15 protein-coding genes are annotated in these 17,625 nt (G+C 72.0%); 4 read left to right on the forward strand and 11 right to left on the reverse strand.

Features of this window, described 5'->3' with window-relative positions; translation table 11 throughout:
• Window positions 1-68 precede the first annotated feature (68 nt).
• Window positions 69-1,238: an ROK family transcriptional regulator gene (locus ACIHCQ_RS06965; RefSeq protein ID WP_399658695.1), complete on the reverse strand. Its 1,170-nt coding sequence runs from the start codon at window positions 1,236-1,238 to the stop codon at window positions 69-71.
• Between the two features lie 103 nt (window positions 1,239-1,341).
• On the opposite strand from ACIHCQ_RS06965, the gene ACIHCQ_RS06970 reads away from it, so the two are divergent.
• Both ACIHCQ_RS06970 and ACIHCQ_RS06975 read left to right on the forward strand, forming a co-directional pair.
• On the forward strand, window positions 1,342-2,556 hold the full coding sequence (locus tag ACIHCQ_RS06970) for an MFS transporter (protein WP_399658697.1): 1,215 nt from the start codon (window positions 1,342-1,344) through the stop codon (window positions 2,554-2,556).
• Between the two features lie 154 nt (window positions 2,557-2,710).
• Entirely contained in the window at window positions 2,711-3,415 is a 705-nt protein-coding gene (locus ACIHCQ_RS06975; protein ID WP_399658698.1) for a DUF5995 family protein, read from the forward strand.
• Window positions 3,416-3,445: 30 nt separating this feature from the next.
• Here ACIHCQ_RS06975 and ACIHCQ_RS06980 read toward each other — a convergent pair whose 3' ends face one another.
• From ACIHCQ_RS06980 to ACIHCQ_RS06990, 3 genes are all read right to left on the reverse strand, one after another.
• The gene (locus ACIHCQ_RS06980) at window positions 3,446-5,140 is read right to left on the reverse strand and encodes a flavin monoamine oxidase family protein (RefSeq protein ID WP_399658699.1); all 1,695 of its coding nucleotides are present in this window, start codon (window positions 5,138-5,140) and stop codon (window positions 3,446-3,448) included.
• Window positions 5,141-5,195: 55 nt separating this feature from the next.
• Window positions 5,196-5,993: a carbon-nitrogen hydrolase family protein gene (locus ACIHCQ_RS06985; protein ID WP_399658700.1), complete on the reverse strand. Its 798-nt coding sequence runs from the start codon at window positions 5,991-5,993 to the stop codon at window positions 5,196-5,198.
• A 173-nt stretch (window positions 5,994-6,166) separates the two neighbouring features.
• Complete coding sequence (locus ACIHCQ_RS06990; RefSeq protein ID WP_399658701.1) at window positions 6,167-6,619, reverse strand: Lrp/AsnC family transcriptional regulator; 453 nt, start codon at window positions 6,617-6,619, stop codon at window positions 6,167-6,169.
• 131 nt (window positions 6,620-6,750) lie between these two features.
• Here ACIHCQ_RS06990 and ACIHCQ_RS06995 point away from each other — a divergent pair, with 131 nt between their 5' ends.
• Complete coding sequence (locus ACIHCQ_RS06995) at window positions 6,751-7,152, forward strand: ATP-binding protein (RefSeq protein ID WP_399658702.1); 402 nt, start codon at window positions 6,751-6,753, stop codon at window positions 7,150-7,152.
• A gap of 128 nt (window positions 7,153-7,280) precedes the next feature.
• On the opposite strand, the gene ACIHCQ_RS07000 is transcribed toward ACIHCQ_RS06995, so the two are convergent.
• The 6 genes from ACIHCQ_RS07000 to fmt all read right to left on the reverse strand — a co-directional run bounded on the left by ACIHCQ_RS07000 (window position 7,281) and on the right by fmt (window position 14,270).
• Window positions 7,281-8,102 carry a SigB/SigF/SigG family RNA polymerase sigma factor gene (locus ACIHCQ_RS07000; protein WP_399658703.1) on the reverse strand — a complete coding sequence of 274 codons (822 nt, stop codon included), beginning with the start codon at window positions 8,100-8,102 and terminating at the stop codon, window positions 7,281-7,283.
• A gap of 143 nt (window positions 8,103-8,245) precedes the next feature.
• Window positions 8,246-9,688 carry a GuaB1 family IMP dehydrogenase-related protein gene (locus tag ACIHCQ_RS07005; protein WP_399658705.1) on the reverse strand — a complete coding sequence of 481 codons (1,443 nt, stop codon included), beginning with the start codon at window positions 9,686-9,688 and terminating at the stop codon, window positions 8,246-8,248.
• A 180-nt stretch (window positions 9,689-9,868) separates the two neighbouring features.
• On the reverse strand, window positions 9,869-10,903 hold the full coding sequence (locus tag ACIHCQ_RS07010) for a sugar-binding transcriptional regulator (RefSeq protein WP_399659156.1): 1,035 nt from the start codon (window positions 10,901-10,903) through the stop codon (window positions 9,869-9,871).
• Between the two features lie 97 nt (window positions 10,904-11,000).
• Window positions 11,001-11,687: a ribulose-phosphate 3-epimerase gene (rpe, locus tag ACIHCQ_RS07015; protein WP_399658707.1), complete on the reverse strand. Its 687-nt coding sequence runs from the start codon at window positions 11,685-11,687 to the stop codon at window positions 11,001-11,003.
• A 155-nt stretch (window positions 11,688-11,842) separates the two neighbouring features.
• The gene (locus ACIHCQ_RS07020) at window positions 11,843-13,276 is read right to left on the reverse strand and encodes an RsmB/NOP family class I SAM-dependent RNA methyltransferase (protein WP_399658708.1); all 1,434 of its coding nucleotides are present in this window, start codon (window positions 13,274-13,276) and stop codon (window positions 11,843-11,845) included.
• A gap of 49 nt (window positions 13,277-13,325) precedes the next feature.
• On the reverse strand, window positions 13,326-14,270 hold the full coding sequence (fmt, locus tag ACIHCQ_RS07025) for a methionyl-tRNA formyltransferase (protein WP_399658710.1): 945 nt from the start codon (window positions 14,268-14,270) through the stop codon (window positions 13,326-13,328).
• Between the two features lie 267 nt (window positions 14,271-14,537).
• On the opposite strand from fmt, the gene ACIHCQ_RS07030 reads away from it, so the two are divergent.
• Complete coding sequence (locus ACIHCQ_RS07030; RefSeq protein WP_399658711.1) at window positions 14,538-15,059, forward strand: hypothetical protein; 522 nt, start codon at window positions 14,538-14,540, stop codon at window positions 15,057-15,059.
• 409 nt (window positions 15,060-15,468) lie between these two features.
• Here ACIHCQ_RS07030 and ACIHCQ_RS07035 read toward each other — a convergent pair whose 3' ends face one another.
• Window positions 15,469-17,613, reverse strand: a complete 2,145-nt coding sequence (locus ACIHCQ_RS07035; RefSeq protein ID WP_399658712.1) for a primosomal protein N' — start codon at window positions 17,611-17,613, stop codon at window positions 15,469-15,471.
• Window positions 17,614-17,625: the final 12 nt, after the last annotated feature.

Consider the following 17,625-nt stretch of genomic DNA (forward strand, 5'->3'; position numbering starts at 1 on the left):
ACACGGGCCCGAGGCGAAATCCAGCCTCGCCGGCGATTGAGGCGCGGGGTCTGGGGCGGAGCCCCAGCTCAGGCGCTCGGCGCGAAGAGCTCGTCCTGCGCCGCCTCGCGCGCGGTGAGCAGCGCTCCGCTCAGGACCGCGGCCCCGCCCAGCGTGCCCGCCCTCACCTCCGTACGCAGCGGGGAGAGTTCGGCGAGACGCGCCTCGACGCGTGCGGCCAGTTCCGCGCCGCCCGCGTGGCCGACCTCGCCGCCGAGGACGACGCACCCCGGGTCGAGGACGGCCGCGACCGCCGCCGCGCCGAGGGCGAGGAGGTGCGCGAGGGCGTCCAGGAAGTCGCCCCGCCCGGTCGCCACCGCCTTTCGGACGAGAGCGACGGCCGGGGGCTCCGGCGACCGTCCCGCCTCGATGCCGTACTGGGCGCCCAGCACGCTGATGGCGTCGAAGCCGACCACCGAGTGGAAGCCGCCCGAGCAGTCGACGGAGGACGGCAGGGCCGCCGTGCCGGGCACCGGCAGGAAGCCGATCTCCCCCGCGCCGCCCGACGCGCCCCGGCGGAGCCTGCCGTCCAGGAAGAGGGCCGCGCCGATGCCCTGGCTGAGCCACAGGTACACAAAGGTGTCGCGGCCGCGCGCCGCGCCGAGACGCTGTTCCGCGACGGCGGCCAGATTGGTCTCGTTCTCGACCAGGACCCTGGCGGGCAGCCGTTCCTGGAGGGCGGCGACCAGGCTGCGGTGCCAGGGGGGCAGGCCGGTGGTGTCGCGCAGTTCGCCGGTGACCGGGTCGATCAGGCCGGGCGCGCCGATGCCGACGCTGTGCAGCCGGGTCACCCCCGCCTCCGCGGCCGTGCGCTCCAGCAGGGCGACCGCCCGCTCGACGGCGGGCTCGGTGCCGGTGTCGTCGCCGATGGGCAGCGAGGCCTCGGCGAGTGTGACGCCGAGCAGATCGGCGACGACGACGCTCACGCTCTCGGTGCGTACGTCGAGGGCGGCGAGGTGTGCGCGGTCGGCGACGATCCCGTACACCCGGGCATTGGGCCCGCGGCGCTCGGCGCCCGCCTCACCGACGACCTGGATCAGACCGGACCCTTGCAGCCGCTCCACCAGGTCCGCGACGGTGGGACGGGAGAGCCCGGTCATGGTCTTCAGCTGCCCTGCCGTCAACGGGCCCTCCTGCTGGAGCAGCCGGAGGGCGAGCCGGTCATTGATGGCCCGGGCGGTACTGGGGGATGCGGGCATTGCCGGAACCTCACACATTCACAGATCAAGAAACCGCTATTTATCAGGAAGGCTCCCTGATAGTTTGCCTCCCTGACTACATTCTTAGGGGAGGGACATCGGTATGGCGAACGACACGGCCTTCGGGAAGAGCCGATTGCGGCGGGCACGGTATGCCGTAGCCGCCGTTTTCTGTGTGCACGGCGCGGTCGCGGGCAGCTTCGCCACACGTATCCCCTGGATTCAGGACCACGCGGCGGTGAGCGCGGGACAGCTCGGTCTCGCGCTCGCCTTCCCGGCACTCGGCGCGTCCGTGGCGATGCCGCTGTCCGGGGCGATCAGCCACCGCTTCGGCGCGCGCAACGCGCTGCGCGGCATGCTCGCGCTCTGGACTCTCGCGCTGTCCCTTCCGTCGTTCGCGCCGAATCTGCTCACCCTCTGCGCGGCGCTGTTCGTGTTCGGCGCCACGGCGGGCATAGCGGACGTGGCGATGAACGCGCTGGGCGTCGAGGTCGAGAACCGCCTCGACCGCTCGATCATGTCCAGCCTGCACGGCATGTGGAGCGTCGGCGCACTGATCGGCTCGGCGGGCGGCACGCTCGCCGCGCATCTGGGCAGCGACGCCCGGCTGCACCACGTCCTTGCCGCCGTGACCCTGACCGTCCTCGGGCTGGTCGCCTGCCAGGGCGTACTGGATCTGCGCAGCGCCCCCGGCGACGAAGCGCCGCCGCGGTTCGCGCTGCCGCCCAGGTCGGCGCTGGCCATCGGCGCGATCGGGCTCTGCGCGGTGTTCGCGGAGGGTGCCAGCCTGGACTGGTCGGCGGTCTATCTGCGGGATGTGCTGGACACCTCGGACGGCCTCGCCGCCGCGTCCACGACCGCCTTCGCGCTGACCATGGCGGTGGCCCGGCTCGCGGGCGACCGTGTCGTGGACCGCTTCGGCCCCGTGCGTTCGGTGCGCGTGAGCGGTGTGCTGGCGACGGCCGGCGGCCTGCTGGTGGTCGTGGCTCCGCATCCGGCCGTGGCGATAGCAGGCTTCGGGCTCCTCGGGCTCGGTGTCGCCGTGGTCGTACCGATCGCCTTCGCGGCGGCCGGACGCAGCGGTCCCAACCCCAGCCAGGCCATAGCGGGCGTCGCCACGATCATGTACACCTCGGGCCTGATCGCTCCCTCGGCCATCGGCGCGGTGGCCGACGCGACGAGCCTGGTGGTCTCCTTCGGCCTGGTGACGGCACTGGCGTTCGGCCTGGTCCTGGGCGCGGGAGTGCTGCGCTCGGCCGGGCGGGAGAGCACGAAGTCCGCCGCGCGGGACGGGGTGGTTTCGGACTCTCGGCCCTGACCCACGGGGTCGAGAACCCCGGGCCGGACCCGGACCCGGCTCCCCCCGGGCCGGGTCCGGCCCGGGGGCCGCGAACACGGCAGCCGTTCCCCCATTCAGGGGAAGCACCGCCCGGGCACCGCCTCACCGCGCGCACGGCTGCGACGCTGCCCCCATGGCAGAGACTCAGCAGCCCGCAGCCCGGGACGACGCCCCCCGCTCCTCGGTGGATTGTGTGCTGGAGCGGATGCGGTCGTACCGCTCCCAGTGGCCGGCCACAGACGGAGTCGCGGTCTTCAACCGGGTCTATCTGACGGTGACGGAAGAGATCGGCCGCCGCGTCGACAGCGGCGAGTTCCCCGACCGGCGGGCCGCCGTCACGCTGGACGTCCTCTTCGCCCAGCGCTACCTGGCGGCCGTGGACGCGGCGACCTCGGGGCTCCCGGCGCCCGCCTGCTGGCGTCCGCTCTTCCAGTACCGGCGCCATCCCGGCGTACGGCCGCTGCAGTTCGCCCTCGCCGGCATCAACGCGCACATCGGGCACGATCTGGCCCTCGCCGTGGTCGACACCTGCCATGCCCTCGACTGCGAACCGTCCGACCTGGAGAGCGAGTTCGACCGCGTCGGCGACATCCTCGTCCTCCTGGAGGAGCGCATCCGCGAGGACCTGATGCCCGGTCCCGATCTGCTGGAGATCGCCGATCCGCTGACGCATCTGCTGGGTTCCTGGAGCCTGGAGCGGGCCAGGGAAGCCTCCTGGTCCGCGGCCCGCCTGCTGTGGGGCGTACGGGAGCTGGCGGGCCTGGCCGACGAGTTCACCGAGCGGCTCGACATGAGTGTCGGCCTGGTCGGGCGCTGCCTGCTCACACCCTGGCCCTGACCCGCCGCCCACAGCGTGTGTCAGTGCGTGTCAGTCCTCCGGCAGCTCGACCGGCGCGATCGCGTCGTAGAGATCACCGGGGCCCGGGTTGGCCGGGTCGGTGCCGCCGCCGAAGTGGGTCATCACTCCCCACACCGCGTTCAGCGCGGTCTGCACCGCGCCCTCGGCCCACCCCGCCGTCCAGGAGATGTCGTCGCCCGCCAGGAAGATGCCGCGCTTGTCCTCGGGCAGCCGGTCCTGCATGAAGTGGGTGAACAGCCGCCGCTGGTAGCGGTAGTGGCCGGGCAGATTCGCCTTGAACGCGCCCATGAAGTACGGCTCGTTCTCCCAGGAGACGGTGACCGGGCTGCCGATGATGTGCCCGCGGATGTCGACCTTCGGGTAGATCTCCCGCAGCGAGGTGAGCATGACCTCCATCCGCTCGTTCGCGGACAGCGGCAGCCACTTGAGGCTGTCGTCGCACCACGTGTACGAGAGGCAGATGACGGCGGGCTTGTCCGGGCCGTTGTCCAGCAGATACGTGCCGCGCGTCATCCGGTCGGTGAGCGTCATCGACATGACGTCGCGGCCCGTTTCCTCGTCCTTGTCCAGCCAGAACGGCCTGTCCACCGGGACGAACAGCTTGGACGACTCCATGTAGTGAGTGCGCTCCATCGCCGTCCAGTGGTCGATGGGGAAGAGCGAGTCGTCACAGGCGATCTTGGAGAGCAGCATCCAGGACTGGGCGGTGAAAACGGCCGCCCGGTAGGTGCGGATGGACCCGGCGGCGTCGGTGACGGTGATCCGGTTGCCCGCGGTGCGGTGCAGCCGCGTCACGGCGGGCTTCGGCTCGCCACCGCCGTGCAGCGACTTCAGCGACGTGCCCAGCGGCCAGTGCGTGATCTTCGCGGGCTCGCGCTCCCAGAGCCGTAGCGGCAGCTGCTGACTGCCCTCCACGATGGCGGTGTGATGATCGTCGGCCTCGGAGTAGACGACGCGCAGGATCTCCAGGATGGAGTTGGGGAAGTCGGTGTCCCAGCCGCCGGTGCCAAAGCCGACCTGGCCGAATATCTCCCGGTGCCGGAAGGACTTGAACGCCTCCGACTGGCAGAGGAAGCCGTAGAAGGTCTGGTTGTCGAGCTTCTCCACCAGCTCCGCCCAGATCTCACGGATGCGCGGGACATCGCGCTCGCGCATGGCCCGGTTCATGTCGGAGAAGTCGGCGCCCTCCTCCAGGCACGTGTTCCAGGCGGCCATGACGTCACGGTAGACCTGCGGCAGATCATCGATGGTCTCGGCGTAGTGCGACGTGCCCTTGAGGTCGACGACGGTCGAGGGCGTGGTGGGGGCGAGCGGGTTGGGGAAGGGCTGTGTCGTGAGGCCCACCAGGTCGATGTAGTGACGCAGCGCCGTGGAGGAGGGCGGAAAGCGCATCGCGCCCATCTCGGCGGTCAGCTCGGGGTCGCAGCCCTCGAAGCCGACGGTGCGCAGCCGGCCGCCGATCCGGTCCGCCTCGTAGACGACCGGCTTGAGGCCCATCTTCATCAGTTCGTACGCGGCGACCAGGCCGGAGAGCCCGCCGCCGATCACCGCGACCTCGGCGCCGTGCTCCGTCGCCGGTATCTGGCCGAGGCCCGCGGGGTGGGCGAGGAAATCGTCGTACGCGTACGGGAAGTCCGGACCGAACATGGTGATCGGCGGCTGCGCGTCGGTGTGCTGGACGGCGGTGGGCACCGTGGACGTCATGGGGTGCGGACTCCTTGCACGGAAAAGATCAAAGAACGGAGGGAGGGGATCAGCGTCAGCTGAGGAAGGTGTACAGCCCGGGGCGGCGGTCGCGCAGATACGGATTGGCCTCGCGCGAGGCGCTCAGCAGGCCGGGGTCCGCCTCGCCGAGCACCAGTTCCTCGCCGCGTCCGGCGCGGGTGCGGACGGCGCCGTCGGGGCTCGCGAGGCAGCTGAGTCCGACGAACTCGAACTCGCCCTCCGGTCCTGTCCTGTTGACGTACGCGATGTACAGCTGGTTCTCGAAGGCGCGCACCGGGACGAGGGACTCTGCGACGAACTGGAAGGGGTGCATCTGGGCGGTGGGCACCAGCAGCAGATCGGTGCCCGCGAGGGCGTGCGCCCGGACGTTCTCCGGGAACTCCACGTCGTAGCAGATCATCAGGCCGATGCGCAGTCCGCCGAGCTCCGCCTGGACGACGGGCTGCTCACCGGGGGTGAACCACTGCTGTTCGAAGCAGCCGAAGAGATGGGTCTTGCGGTAGTTCGCGAGCCGGGCGCCGTCGGGGCCGATCAGCTGGGCGGAGTTGTGGACGTGGCCGCCGTCGCGCTCCGGGTAGCCGTAGGTGACCGCGATGCCGTGGCGTACGGCGATGCCGGCGATCGCCTCGGCGGAGGTGCCGTCCGCGGGCTCGGCCAGCTTCGGTACGTCGTCGCCGATGGCGTACCCGGTCAGGAACATCTCGGGGCAGACCAGCAGCCCGGCGCCACAGGCCGCGGCGCGGGCGGCGGCCTCGTCGAGGACCTTGAGGTTGGCGGCGACGTCACCGGGCTGTCCGGAGCTCTGGAGCAGGGCGGTGCGCAGCGGCGGCATGGCTGACCTCGGGCGGTGTGCGTGGAGCGGGGTGGGAGACGTTATGACGGTACGGGCCCGCCTTCAGCCCGGACAAGGCGCGATCGTTGCGCGCTGAGGGCCGATCCGTTGCGCGATTGGCGGCCGGAGCGGTGATTCATTGCGTGAGACGGGTGAGGACCGTTCAGGACCGTTCAGGCAGGCGGACCGGACGAGTACCGCCGCAGCAGCGGGGACAGCACCAGCACTGATTTGGTGCGCTCCACGAACGGCTCGCCCGCGATCCGCTCCAGCACCCGCTCGAAGTGACGCATGTCGGAGGCGAAGACCTGGACGATCGCGTCCGCGTCCCCGGTGACGGTGGAGGCGGACGCGATCTCCGGGTAGCGCTTGAGACCGCGCTCGATGGCCGAGGGCAAGGTGTTGCGGCTGCAATAGATCTCGATGAAGCCCTCGGTCTGCCAGCCGAGGGCCGCCGGGTCCACCCGTACGGTGAAGCCGGTGATGGCGCCCACGGCGCGCAGCCGGTCCACGCGCCGCTTCACGGCAGGCGCCGACAGCCCGACCAGCGAGCCGATGTCGGCGTAGGAGCGGCGAGCGTCCTCCGCGAGGGCGTGGACAATGCGTTCATCGAGGTCGTTCAGCACTTTCACACCATGTTCGGTCTACGCGGTCCGGTCTGCGCGGAGGAAATGAAGCGTACCCGCAGCCAACGCGCCCACGAACGCGTAAAGTGCGTGGGCTGATAGAAGCGCGAATCTGGGGTATGCGAGCGGCGATGAACGCAGAACCGCATGTGGTGATAGAGGATTCGCCACACAGAGGCAGCGCGGGGGCCCGCCGCGCGACTGCGGAGTTCCTGTCGCTCCACTGCGCCTGGGCCGATCTGGACGCGGTGCTGCTGGTCGTCTCCGAGCTGGTCACCAACGCCGCGCTGCACACCACCGGCTGGTGGCGGCTGCATCTGACGGCGGGCGCGGACACGCTGGTGCTGGCGATGGACGACTCCAGCCCGCTGCCTCCCGTACCCCGCGAGCCCGATTTCACGGGCGGCGGCGGCTTCGGCTGGCACTTGGTGCTGAAGCTGGCGGGACGGGTGGAGGTCTGCCCGCTGCCGTACGGCAAGCGGGTCCAGGCGACCTGGATGCGGCCGGTGGCGACGGCGCCCGCAGGCTGCTGAACCTCCGCTGCCAGAACCTCCGGCGGCCGGATACCGGTCAGCCGGATACGGCGTCCCGGGCGCTCAGGACGCTCGGGACGCCGCTTCTCCCGTGGGGGGGCATGGAGGTGTCGGCGCGGCGGAGAGCCTCACTCCACCAGGAGCAGGCCCTCCCGCAGCCGCGACGTGATGCGCGTCAGCAACCGGGACACATGCATCTGCGAGACGCCCAGTTCCACGCCGATCTCCGACTGGGTCATCTCCTGGCCGAAGCGCATCCGCAAAATGTCCCTGTCGCGGTCGTCCAGCTCTTTGATGAGGGGCTTGAGCGCCTGGACGTTCTCCGCGATCTCCAGGTCCGCGTCGGGCGCGCCCAGCCGGTCACAGAGCGGCACAGGCGCGTGGTCGGACGCGTCGTCCATGGGCGTGTCGATCGAGCCCGCCGTATAGCCGTTGCTCGCGACCACGCCCTCGATGATCTCTTCCTCGGCGAGCCCGAGATGCCCCGCCAGTTCGGCGGTGCTCGGTGCGCGGTCCAGCTCATGGGAGAGCTGGTCGGTCGCCTTGGCCAGATCGATCCGCAGTTCCTGAAGGCGGCGCGGCACATGCACGGCCCAGCTCGTGTCGCGGAAGAACCGCTTGATCTCACCGAGGATGTACGGGACGGCGAAGGTCGCGAACTCCACCTCGCGGCTCAGCTCGAACCGGTCGATCGCCTTGATCAGGCCGATGGTGCCGACCTGGACGATGTCCTCCATCTGCTCCGCGTGGTTGCGGAAGCGGCCCGCGGCATACCTGACCAGGGCCAGGTTGAGTTCGATGAGGGTGTTCCGTACGTACTGGTACTGGTGCGTGCCTTCGTCCAGCGTGGCCAGCCGTTCGAAGAAGAGCTTCGAGATCTCGCGTGCGTCCTTGGGCGCGACTTCGCCCGGCCTCAGCACCTCCGGAAGATCCAGCTCCGCCGTGAACACTCCGCCTCCCCTGCTTCCGTGGTCAGTACCAGAGCGCGTATACCCCGACAGGCTCCACACATGCCTGGACAGGCGAGTTGCGGCCAAACCCCGCGCCGCCGGACGCGGGAGTTCGGCCTCTCACGGCCGGGCGACCGCGGCGGTCAGTTCCAGCTGGCGTGCAGCGGCTGGCCCTCGGCGTAGCCCGCGGCGCTCTGGATGCCGACGATCGCCTTCTCGGCGAACTCGTCGAGCGAACGGGCGCCCGCGTAGGTGCACGCGGACCGGACGCCCGCGATGATCGAGTCGACCAGGTCCTCGACGCCCGGCCGGCCCGAGTCGAGGAACATCCGCGAGGTGGATATGCCCTCCTCGAACAGCCCCTTGCGGGCCCGGTCGTACGCCGATTCCTCGCTCGTACGGTTACGAACGGCGCGCGCGGAGGCCATGCCGTAGGACTCTTTGTACAGCCGGCCGTCGGGGGCCTGCTGCAGGTCGCCCGGGGACTCGTACGTACCGGCGAACCAGGAGCCGATCATGACGTTGGACGCGCCCGCGGCGAGCGCCATGGCGACGTCGCGCGGGTGACGCACCCCGCCGTCCGCCCAGACGTGCTTGCCGAGCTTCTTCGCCTCGGCGGCGCACTCCAGTACGGCCGAGAACTGCGGCCGGCCCACGCCGGTCATCATGCGGGTGGTGCACATGGCACCGGGGCCCACGCCGACCTTGATGATGTCCGCGCCCGCCTCGACCAGGTCGCGTACGCCCTCGGCGGCGACGACGTTGCCGGCGACGATCGGCACCCGCGGGTCGAGCGCGCGGACCGCCTTGATCGCGGCGACCATCGACTCCTGGTGGCCGTGCGCGGTGTCCACGACGAGCGTGTCGACGCCCGCGTCGAGCAGCTGCTTGGCCTTGCCCGCCACATTGCCGTTGATGCCGACGGCGGCGGCGATGCGCAGCCTGCCCGCCGCGTCGACGGCGGGGCTGTAGAGGGTCGCGCGCAGCGCGCCCTTGCGGGTCAGGATCCCGGCCAGCCTGCCGTCCGCGTCGATGGCGGGGGCGTACCGGCGGTTGGCGGCGTCGAGCGTGTTGAAGGCGTCGCGCGGGTCGATGTCCGCTTCGAGCAGCAGCAGGTCCCTGGACATGACCTCGGACAGCTGGGTGAAACGGTCGACTCCGGACAGGTCGGCCTCGGTGACGACCCCGATGGGCCGCTTGTCGGCGTCGACGACGACGCCCGCGCCGTGTGCCCGCTTGTGCAGCAGGGACAGGGCGTCGGCGCAGGTCTGGCCGGGGGCGAGCACGATCGGGGTGTCGAGCACGAGGTGGCGTGTCTTCACCCAGGAGACGACGTCGGTGACGACCTCGATCGGGATGTCCTGGGGGATGACGACGAGGCCGCCGCGGCGGGCGAGCGTCTCGGCCATCCTCCGGCCCGCGATGGCGGTCATGTTCGCGACGACCAGCGGGATGGTGGTACCGGAGCCGTCGGGCGAGGACAGGTCCACGTCCTGGCGGGAAGCCACGGCCGAGCGGCGCGGCACCATGAACACATCGTCATAGGTGAGGTCGTACGGCGGCTTCAGGTCATTGAGGAAACGCACGTGCTGAACATCCCAGTCGTTCGGAGTTGGCCCCCGACCAGCTCAGCCGGGGAATCGCACGTACCTCATTGTCCCATGGCCCCGCTCGGGCACAGCCGGGAGAAAGATCCAGCTCACGGCCGTACCGTCGAGCGGATCCTCCAAAGCCCCCGGCTCGGCGTCAGTCAGTCAGTCAGTCAGTCAGTCGTCCGGGTCCATCCGCTCCAGCGCGGGCCGCGCCCCGGCCGGGGCCGCCAGCAGGTGGTCCGCCGCCGCCGTGTCCGTCACCAGACTGGTGACCAGACCCGAGCGCAGTACGGCCGCGATGGCCTCAGCCTTGCGCTGGCCGCCCGCGATCGCCACCACCTCGGGGATCCGGCGCAGCCGGTCCGTCTCGACCGTGATGCAGCGTTCGCCCAGGTCACGGCCTACCCGACGGCCCTGCGCGTCGAAGAGGTGCGCGGACATCTCGGCGGCGACGCCGAGCGAGGCGTAGTGCGCGCGCTCGTCGTCGGTGAGCATGTCGTGCACCGTGGAGATGCCCGCCTCCCAGGAACCGATGGAGACGGCCGCCACGGTCACCTTGTCGAAGTACTCGAAGGCGCGGGCGATCCCGGTCTGGCTGCGCAGCGCCGCCGCGGTGGCCGGGTCGGGCAGCAGCATCGGGGCGTAGATGGGGTGCGCCTCGCCGCCGGAGACCTGTGCGGCACGCCGTACCGCTTCGACCGAACCGCGTTCGGCGGTCCCCGCGTCGTACACGCCCGTGAGCTGGACGACCGTGCACGGCGGCAGCTGGTCGAGCGCGGCGGCCATGTGGATGGTGGACCGGCCCCAGGCCAGGCCCAGCACATCGCCCTCGTTCACCAGCTCGCCGAGCAGATCGGCGGCCACCTCGCCGAGGTTCTCCGGGTCGGGCGACTCGTCTTCGCCCTCCGACGGGGATTCGACTACCACCGCGTGCCGCAGGCCGTAGTGCGCCCGGAGCGCGTCGGAGCGCTCGGCGTCCAGCTCCGCGGGTACGCGGATCTCAATCCGTACAAGATCACGTTCGAGCGCCGTCTCCAGGACCCTCGCGACCTTGAAGCGGCTGACGCCGAACTCCTCCGCGATCTGGATCTTGGACTTGCCCTCAAGGTAGAAGCGGCGGGCCATGGCCGCCGCCTGCACCAGCTCCGCGGGTCCCATCCGCATGGCTGACCGGCCCGTCAACACCGCGATCTCCTCACTGCTGTACACACTCTGGATCACACACTCTGGATCGTCATCCTGTCAGGTCCGACTGTTCGTGATCAGCCCTGTTGGACTGAGTTTCAACTGTTCGCTTGCTTGTGGCTCAGTGGTCGCATGCCCAGGCCGCGGAGGCAAGGGTCTGCCGCGCCTTCGTACGCAGCGCGCGCACGGCCTCTGCCGGATCCTGCGCGCCGTAGACGGCGGAACCGGCCACGAACACGTCCGCGCCCGCCTCGGCGCACCGCTCGATCGTTTCCTCCGAGACCCCGCCGTCGACCTGCAGCCACAGCTCAAGGCCGTGCTTGGCGATCAGTTCCCGGGTGCGGCGGATCTTCGGCAGAATGATGTCCAGGAACGCCTGGCCGCCGAAGCCGGGCTCCACCGTCATGATCAGCAGCATGTCGAGCTCGGGGAGCAGGTCCTCGTACGGCTCGATGGGCGTGGCGGGCTTGAGCGCCATCGCCGCGCGGGCGCCCTGGGCCCGGATCTCCCGCGCCAGCCGTACGGGCGCGGCAGCGGCCTCGACGTGGAAAGTGACGGATTTGGCGCCCGCTTCGACGTACTGCGGGGCCCAGCGATCGGGGTCATCGATCATCAGGTGACAGTCCAGCGGGATGTCCGTCGCCCGGCTGAGGGATTCCACGACCGGCACGCCCAGGGTGAGGTTGGGCACGAAATGGTTGTCCATGACATCGACATGGAGCCAGTCGGCGCCCTCAACCGCGGCGGCCTCTTCTGCCAGGCGCGAGAAGTCGGCGGACAGGATACTGGGACTGATCTGAACGGCCATGGGCCAAGCCTGCCACGTTCCGGGGCGCTTCCCCTCCCCGGTCCGCCTCTGGGCAGGGCGCAAAGGGCAATTGAGAGGCATTCGACCGGCAACAGGGGCCGCGACGCCGGGGTGCGGGCGGCGGCCTCGGTGCGCCCCGGGGCCGCCGGGCCGCCTCAGGCGGTACGCCGCAGCAGCGCCAGGTACATCGCGTCCGTGCCGTGCACATGCGGCCACAGCTGTACGTCGGGCCCCTCCCCCAGCATCGATACGCCCTCCATCAGCGGCCTCGCGTCCAGCCAGTCGGCCTCGGCGGCCGGGCCGCCGCGGCCCTTGAGCACGTCCTCCACGACCACCCGGGTCTCGGCCAGATGCGGCGAGCAGGTCGCGTATCCGACCACGCCCCCGATCCGTACGGCCTTCAACGCCTCCCGCAGCAGCGCGCGTTGCAGCGGAGCGAAACCCTCCAGGTCCGCCGGGCGGCGTCGCCAGCGGGCCTCGGGACGCCGTCGCAGCGCACCGAGCCCCGTGCACGGCACATCGACCAGTACGCGGTCGAAGGACCCCTCACGCCACGGCGGGCGCGTGCCGTCGGCCGTGATGACCTGGTACGGGCCCGGGTTGCCCGCCAGCGCCCGCTCGACCAGCCGGGCGCGGTGCGGCTGCTTCTCGGCGGCCAGCAGCGAGGCTCCCCGCTCCGCGGCGAGCGCGGCAAGGAGCGCGGCCTTGCCGCCGGGCCCGGCGCACGCGTCCAGCCAGCGCCCGTCGGGGCCGTCCAGCGGCGCGTGCGCGAGGGCGATCGCGACGAGCTGGCTGCCCTCGTCCTGGACGCCTGCCCGCCCGTCCCGTACGACGTCGAGCGCGCCCGGCTCGCCGCCCTCGGCCATCCGTACGGCATACGGAGACCAGCGGCCCGGCAGCCCGGACTCCTCGCCCAGCGCGTCGAGCAGTTCGTCGGGCGTGGAGCGGCCGGGACGGGCGACGAGCGTCACCTCGGGCCGCTCGTTGTCGGCCTCCAGCAGGTCCTCGATCCCGGCGCGCCCGCCGCCCAGCGAGTCCCACAGCGCGGAAACAATCCACCGCGGGTGCGAGTGCACGACGGCGAGATGTTCCTCGGCGTCCTCGTCGTACGGCGGTGCGACCTTCTCCAGCCAGGCGTCGAGGTCGTGCTGCGCGATCTTGCGCAGTACGGCGTTGACGAACCTCGCGCGCCCGTCGCCGAGCACCACCCGCGCCAGCTCCACGCTCGCCGAGACCGCGGCGTGCGTGGGGATCCTGGTCCCCAGCAGCTGGTGCGCGCCGAGCGCGAGGACGTCCAGGACCGGCGGGTCGACCTCGCGCAGCGGCCGGTCGATGCAGGTGGCGATGATCGCGTCGTACGTGCCCTGACGGCGCAGCGTCCCGTACACCAGCTCGGTGGCGAGCGCGGCGTCCCGGCCGTCGAAGTCCGGGCTCTCGCGGGCCTTCTTGAGCAGCGGGGGCAGGACCAGGTTGGCGTACGCGTCCCTTTCGTCGACGGCCCGCAGCGCCTCGAAGGCGAGGATCCGCACGGCATCCTTCTGGGGGCGGCGGTACGGCTTCTGGGGACGGCGACGCTGCTGGTCGTTCACGTGAAGGTGCTCCGCTGATGGTGACCGGTGGTGAGATGGGCGAACCCTCTCAGCGTACGTCCGCGCCGCCGGCCCGTTCCCCGGGGGCGATCCGCACGCCGCGCGCCCAGTCGGCGGCGCGCATCGGCTTCTTGCCCTGCGGCTGGACCCAGAGCAGCTCGACGGCGTGCGAGCCGGTGCCGATGTGCACGTGGTTCTTGCCGGTCGCCAGTTCGCCGGGGGTGAGTTCCGTGCGGTCCGGCAGCGGTGCGACCTGGATGAGCTTGAGCCGCTCCCCGCGGAAGACCGTCCAGGCGCCGGGTGCGGGGGTGCAGCCGCGTACGACGCGGTCGACGCGGAGCGCCGGGGCGCTCCAGTCCACCCGGGCGTCCTCGACGGTGAGCTTCGGCGCGAGCGAGACGCCTTCGGCGGGCTGCGGCACGGCCAGCAGGGTGCCGTCCTCGATACCGTCCATGGTGGCGGAGAGCAGCCCGGAACCCGCGAAGGCGAGTCGCGTGAGCAGGTCGCCGCTGGTGTCGGTGGGCCGTACGTGCTCGGTGATCACCCCGTACACCGGGCCCGAGTCGAGGCCCTCCTCGATCAGGAAGGTGGCCGCGCCGGTCACCTCGTCCCCGGCCAGGATGGCGTGCTGGACGGGCGCGGCGCCGCGCCAGGCGGGCAGCAGTGAGAAGTGCAGGTTGACCCAGCCGCGGGGCGGGATGTCCAGCGCCACCTTGGGCAGCAGCGCGCCGTAGGCGACGACGGGGCAGCAGTCGGGCGCGATCTCGCGCAGCCGCGCCAGGAACGCCTCGTCCCGTGGCCTGACGGGCTTGAGCACCTCGATCCCGGCCTCCTCGGCACGCTGGGCGACGGGACTGGCCACCAGGTGGCGGCCCCGCCCGGAGGGAGCGTCGGGCCGGGTGACGACGGCGGCGACCTCGTGCCGGTCGGAGGCGATCAAAGCGTCCAGGGCGGGTACGGCGACCTCGGGGGTGCCTGCGAAGACGAGCTTCATCGGTGGCTGACTGCCTCTCAGGCTTGATACATGCCGATATGTGCTGGTACGTACGGGTGGTGAAGGTGACGACGCTCACGAGCAGCGCACCAGTCTATGGGCCGGGGCGGCAGGGGGCGTACGGGGCGGTACACGCCCCGCGCTCAGGCGGATACGCCCCTGCAGCGTGACCAGATCGCCGGGTGGCGCGTTGTCAAGAGAGATTGACCGAAACGGGCCGCCCGGACGCGGTCCGACCCCTTTCAACCCGGTTCGAGAGGCTTGTCAATGGCCGACCACGCAACCCACGACGCTCAAGCCCGGGCAAGTCTGCATCTGCTGGTGCGGGACATCGAGCGGGTCCGCCGGCAGGTGGACGCTCTGCGCACGCTCACCGCCCAACTGGGCAATGTCTATCGCCCGCGCCGACCAGGCCCGTCCACGGGCTTCGTCGTCTACGGCAGGGCCCCGGCCCCGACCGTCCGTCTCGCGCAGGAGCTGCGGGACAGCGTCGAGACGCTGGTGACCGCCGCGGTGGACTTCGACCGTTCGCTGGGCTTCTCGTGGGACGCGGTGGGCTCGGCGCTCGGGGTCACCAAGCAGGCGGTTCACCGCCGCTACGGCGCCCGCCGGGCCACGCCGCAGGCGGTTCCCGGCGATGTGGACCGCGCCCCGGAAGCGGGTCCGACGCGGACGCTGCCGGTCGGCGTCCCGGCGGCACGCGCGATGCCGCCGCAGCCGGCGCCCACGACGCACTCCCTCCGCGAGGAGGTCCGCCCGAGCGCCTTCCCTGGCCCGCGCAACGGCTGATCTCCTTCCGGCTGTCCCTGCCCCTCCGTGGGGCGGGGACAGTGGTGCACGGGGCCGGTGACTGGGCGTCGGGCCCTGTTCGGGGCGCCGCCCCGAACCCCGCGCCTCAATCTCCCCCTACGCCTAGCGGCGTGGGAGGTACCCCCAGCGGGGCTGAATGTGTCGGGCCCTGGTCGGGGGCGCTGCCCCGAACCCTCCCCCTACGCCCTGCGGGCGTGGGGGGACCCCCAGCGCCTCAACGCCGACGAGGCTCTTTAGAGCCCGTCCGGCGATTGAGGACACCGCCCGAAGGGCGGTACCTGGGGTCTGGGGGCGCAGCCCCCAGTTAAGGGAAGGGGCGGGGTGGGGAAAACACGCCGCCCCGGACCCGTACCCGGGGAGTCGCCCCATCAGCGGGCATCCGCGCATGTCAGCCGATGTCCAGCGGGTCGATCCTGATGCGTACCGCCTCCGCCCCGCCCCGCGCCATCCGCGTCGCCTGTGCCGCCTTCAACGCCGTCGCCAGCGCCGCGCCGCTCCCCGGCGGAACCCTCAGCAGCATCCGCTGCCAGACCTCACCCACCGGGGGGTCGCCCGGTCTGCGGGGGCTTCGCGGGTCCGGGGTCCGTACGGGTACCGGGCCCAGGACCTCGGCGTCGGGCGGCAGGGTCGCCGTGGCCAGGAAGTCCGCTATCACCTCCGGGCGGCCCGTCAGCGACGCCATCCGCGACACCGGGGGGAAGCTCAGCTCCGCCCGGTCCGCCAGCTCGCGCCGGGCGTGTCCGGCCGGGTCCCAGCGGACCAGGGCCTGGACCGGGCGCAGTGTCGGCTCGGCCACGATCACCACCGTGCCGCCCTCGCTCTGGGGGCGTACCAGCGAGGCCGCGTCGATCCAGCGCCGTAGCGCGTCCTCACCGGCCCGCAGGTCAGGGCGGCTCAGCATCGCCCAGCCGTCGAGCAGCAGCGCCGCCGCGTATCCGCTCTCCGCGACCGGCTCCGCGCCCGGGGTGCTCACCACCAGCGCGGGCCGCCCCGGCACAGTGTCCAGCACATGGTCCCTGCCCGACGTCCGCACCTGGACCGCCGGGAACGCCCGGCCCAGCTCCTCCGCCGTGCGCCGCGCGCCCACGACGCTGGCCCGCAGCCGCGTCCCCCCGCATCCGGCGCAGCGCCAGTCGGGAGCGCCCAGGCCGCACCAGCCGCACGCCAGGGCGCGCTCGGGGCCCGCCTCCAGCGGCCCCGCGCAGTGGTGGCAGCGGGCGGGCGTCCGGCACCGTTCGCAGGCGAGCCTGGGCACATAGCCCCGGCGCGGCACCTGCACCAGCACCGGGCCGGTCTTCAGCCCGTCCCGTACGGTCTGCCAGGCCAGGCTGGGCAGCCGCGCCGCCCTGGCCGCCCCGTCGCGCGCCAGTTCGCCGTCGCCGACCGTACGCAGCAGGGGCGCGGCGGCGCGCACCTGCTCCCGGTCGGCGGTCAGCGGCAGCGCCCACCCGCTCGCCACCAGCTGGGCCGCCTCCACCGTGCAGCTCATGGAGCCCAGCAGGAAGCCGCACGCGTCGTGGGCGGCACGCAGCTCAAGTACCTCGCGCACATGCGGGAACGGCGCGTTCTCGTCGCTGTGGCTGGAGTCGCCGTCGTCCCATATCGCGACCAGGCCGAGATCCGCGACCGGCGCGAACATCGCGGCCCGTGTCCCGACGACCGCCCGGACCGACCCGCGTCGTACCGCCAGCCACTGCCCGTACCGCTTCTCGGGCCCGGACTCGGCGGTGAGCAGCGCATGGTGCCCCTTGCCCAGCAGCGCGGTGAGCGCGGCGTCGACCCGCGCGGCGCGCCGCCCGTCCGGTACGACCACCAGCGCGCCGCGCCCGGAGGCGAGCGTCGCCGCGACGGCCCGCGCGAGCTCGTCCGGCCACTGTGGTCCTGGCAGCGCTGTCCACACGGCCCGCGGCGCGCCCCCGCCCGCGAGCGCCTCCAGAAACGCCGCCCCCCGCCCGTACCGCACCCAACTGCCCGCTTCCGGCGCGGCGGGCGGAGCCGGCGGCTCGGGTGAGAGCTTCGCCTCGGCCCTGCCGTTCCTGGGCGGGATCGCGAGTTGCAGTACATCGGCGAGGCTGCCCGCGTACCGGTCGGCGACCGCGCGCGCGAGGGTCAGCAGCCGCGGGCCGAGCACCGGCTCGGGCGAGACGACATAGGCGAGGGCGGCCAGCGCGCCGCCGTAGTCGGTGTCCGCGCGGCGCTCGATGAGGAAGCCGTCGATCAGCCCGCCGCCCTCACGCCGCCCGTCCCGCACCCGGTGCGCCCCGGCCCCGAACCGCACCCGCACCCGCACCCCCGGCTGCGCGTCCGCGTCCAGCTCCTCGGGCACGGCGTAGTCGAAGTACTGGTCGAGGTGGAGGGCGCCCTTGTTGACCAGGACCCGCGCGACGGGCAGTTCCTTGGCGAGCGCGGCCCCCCGCCAGGTGCGCGGTTTGGCCTTGGGCACCTTGGCCTGGCGCACGGTCTCCCGGATGAGCGCAAGCTGCTCCGGCCCGCCGGCGGCGGGTTCCTGGGGCTGCCTGTTGTCGCTGCTCACATCAGAATTCCT

Source organism: Streptomyces sp. NPDC052236 (genome assembly GCF_044548015.1).
Classification (GTDB): domain Bacteria; phylum Actinomycetota; class Actinomycetes; order Streptomycetales; family Streptomycetaceae; genus Streptomyces.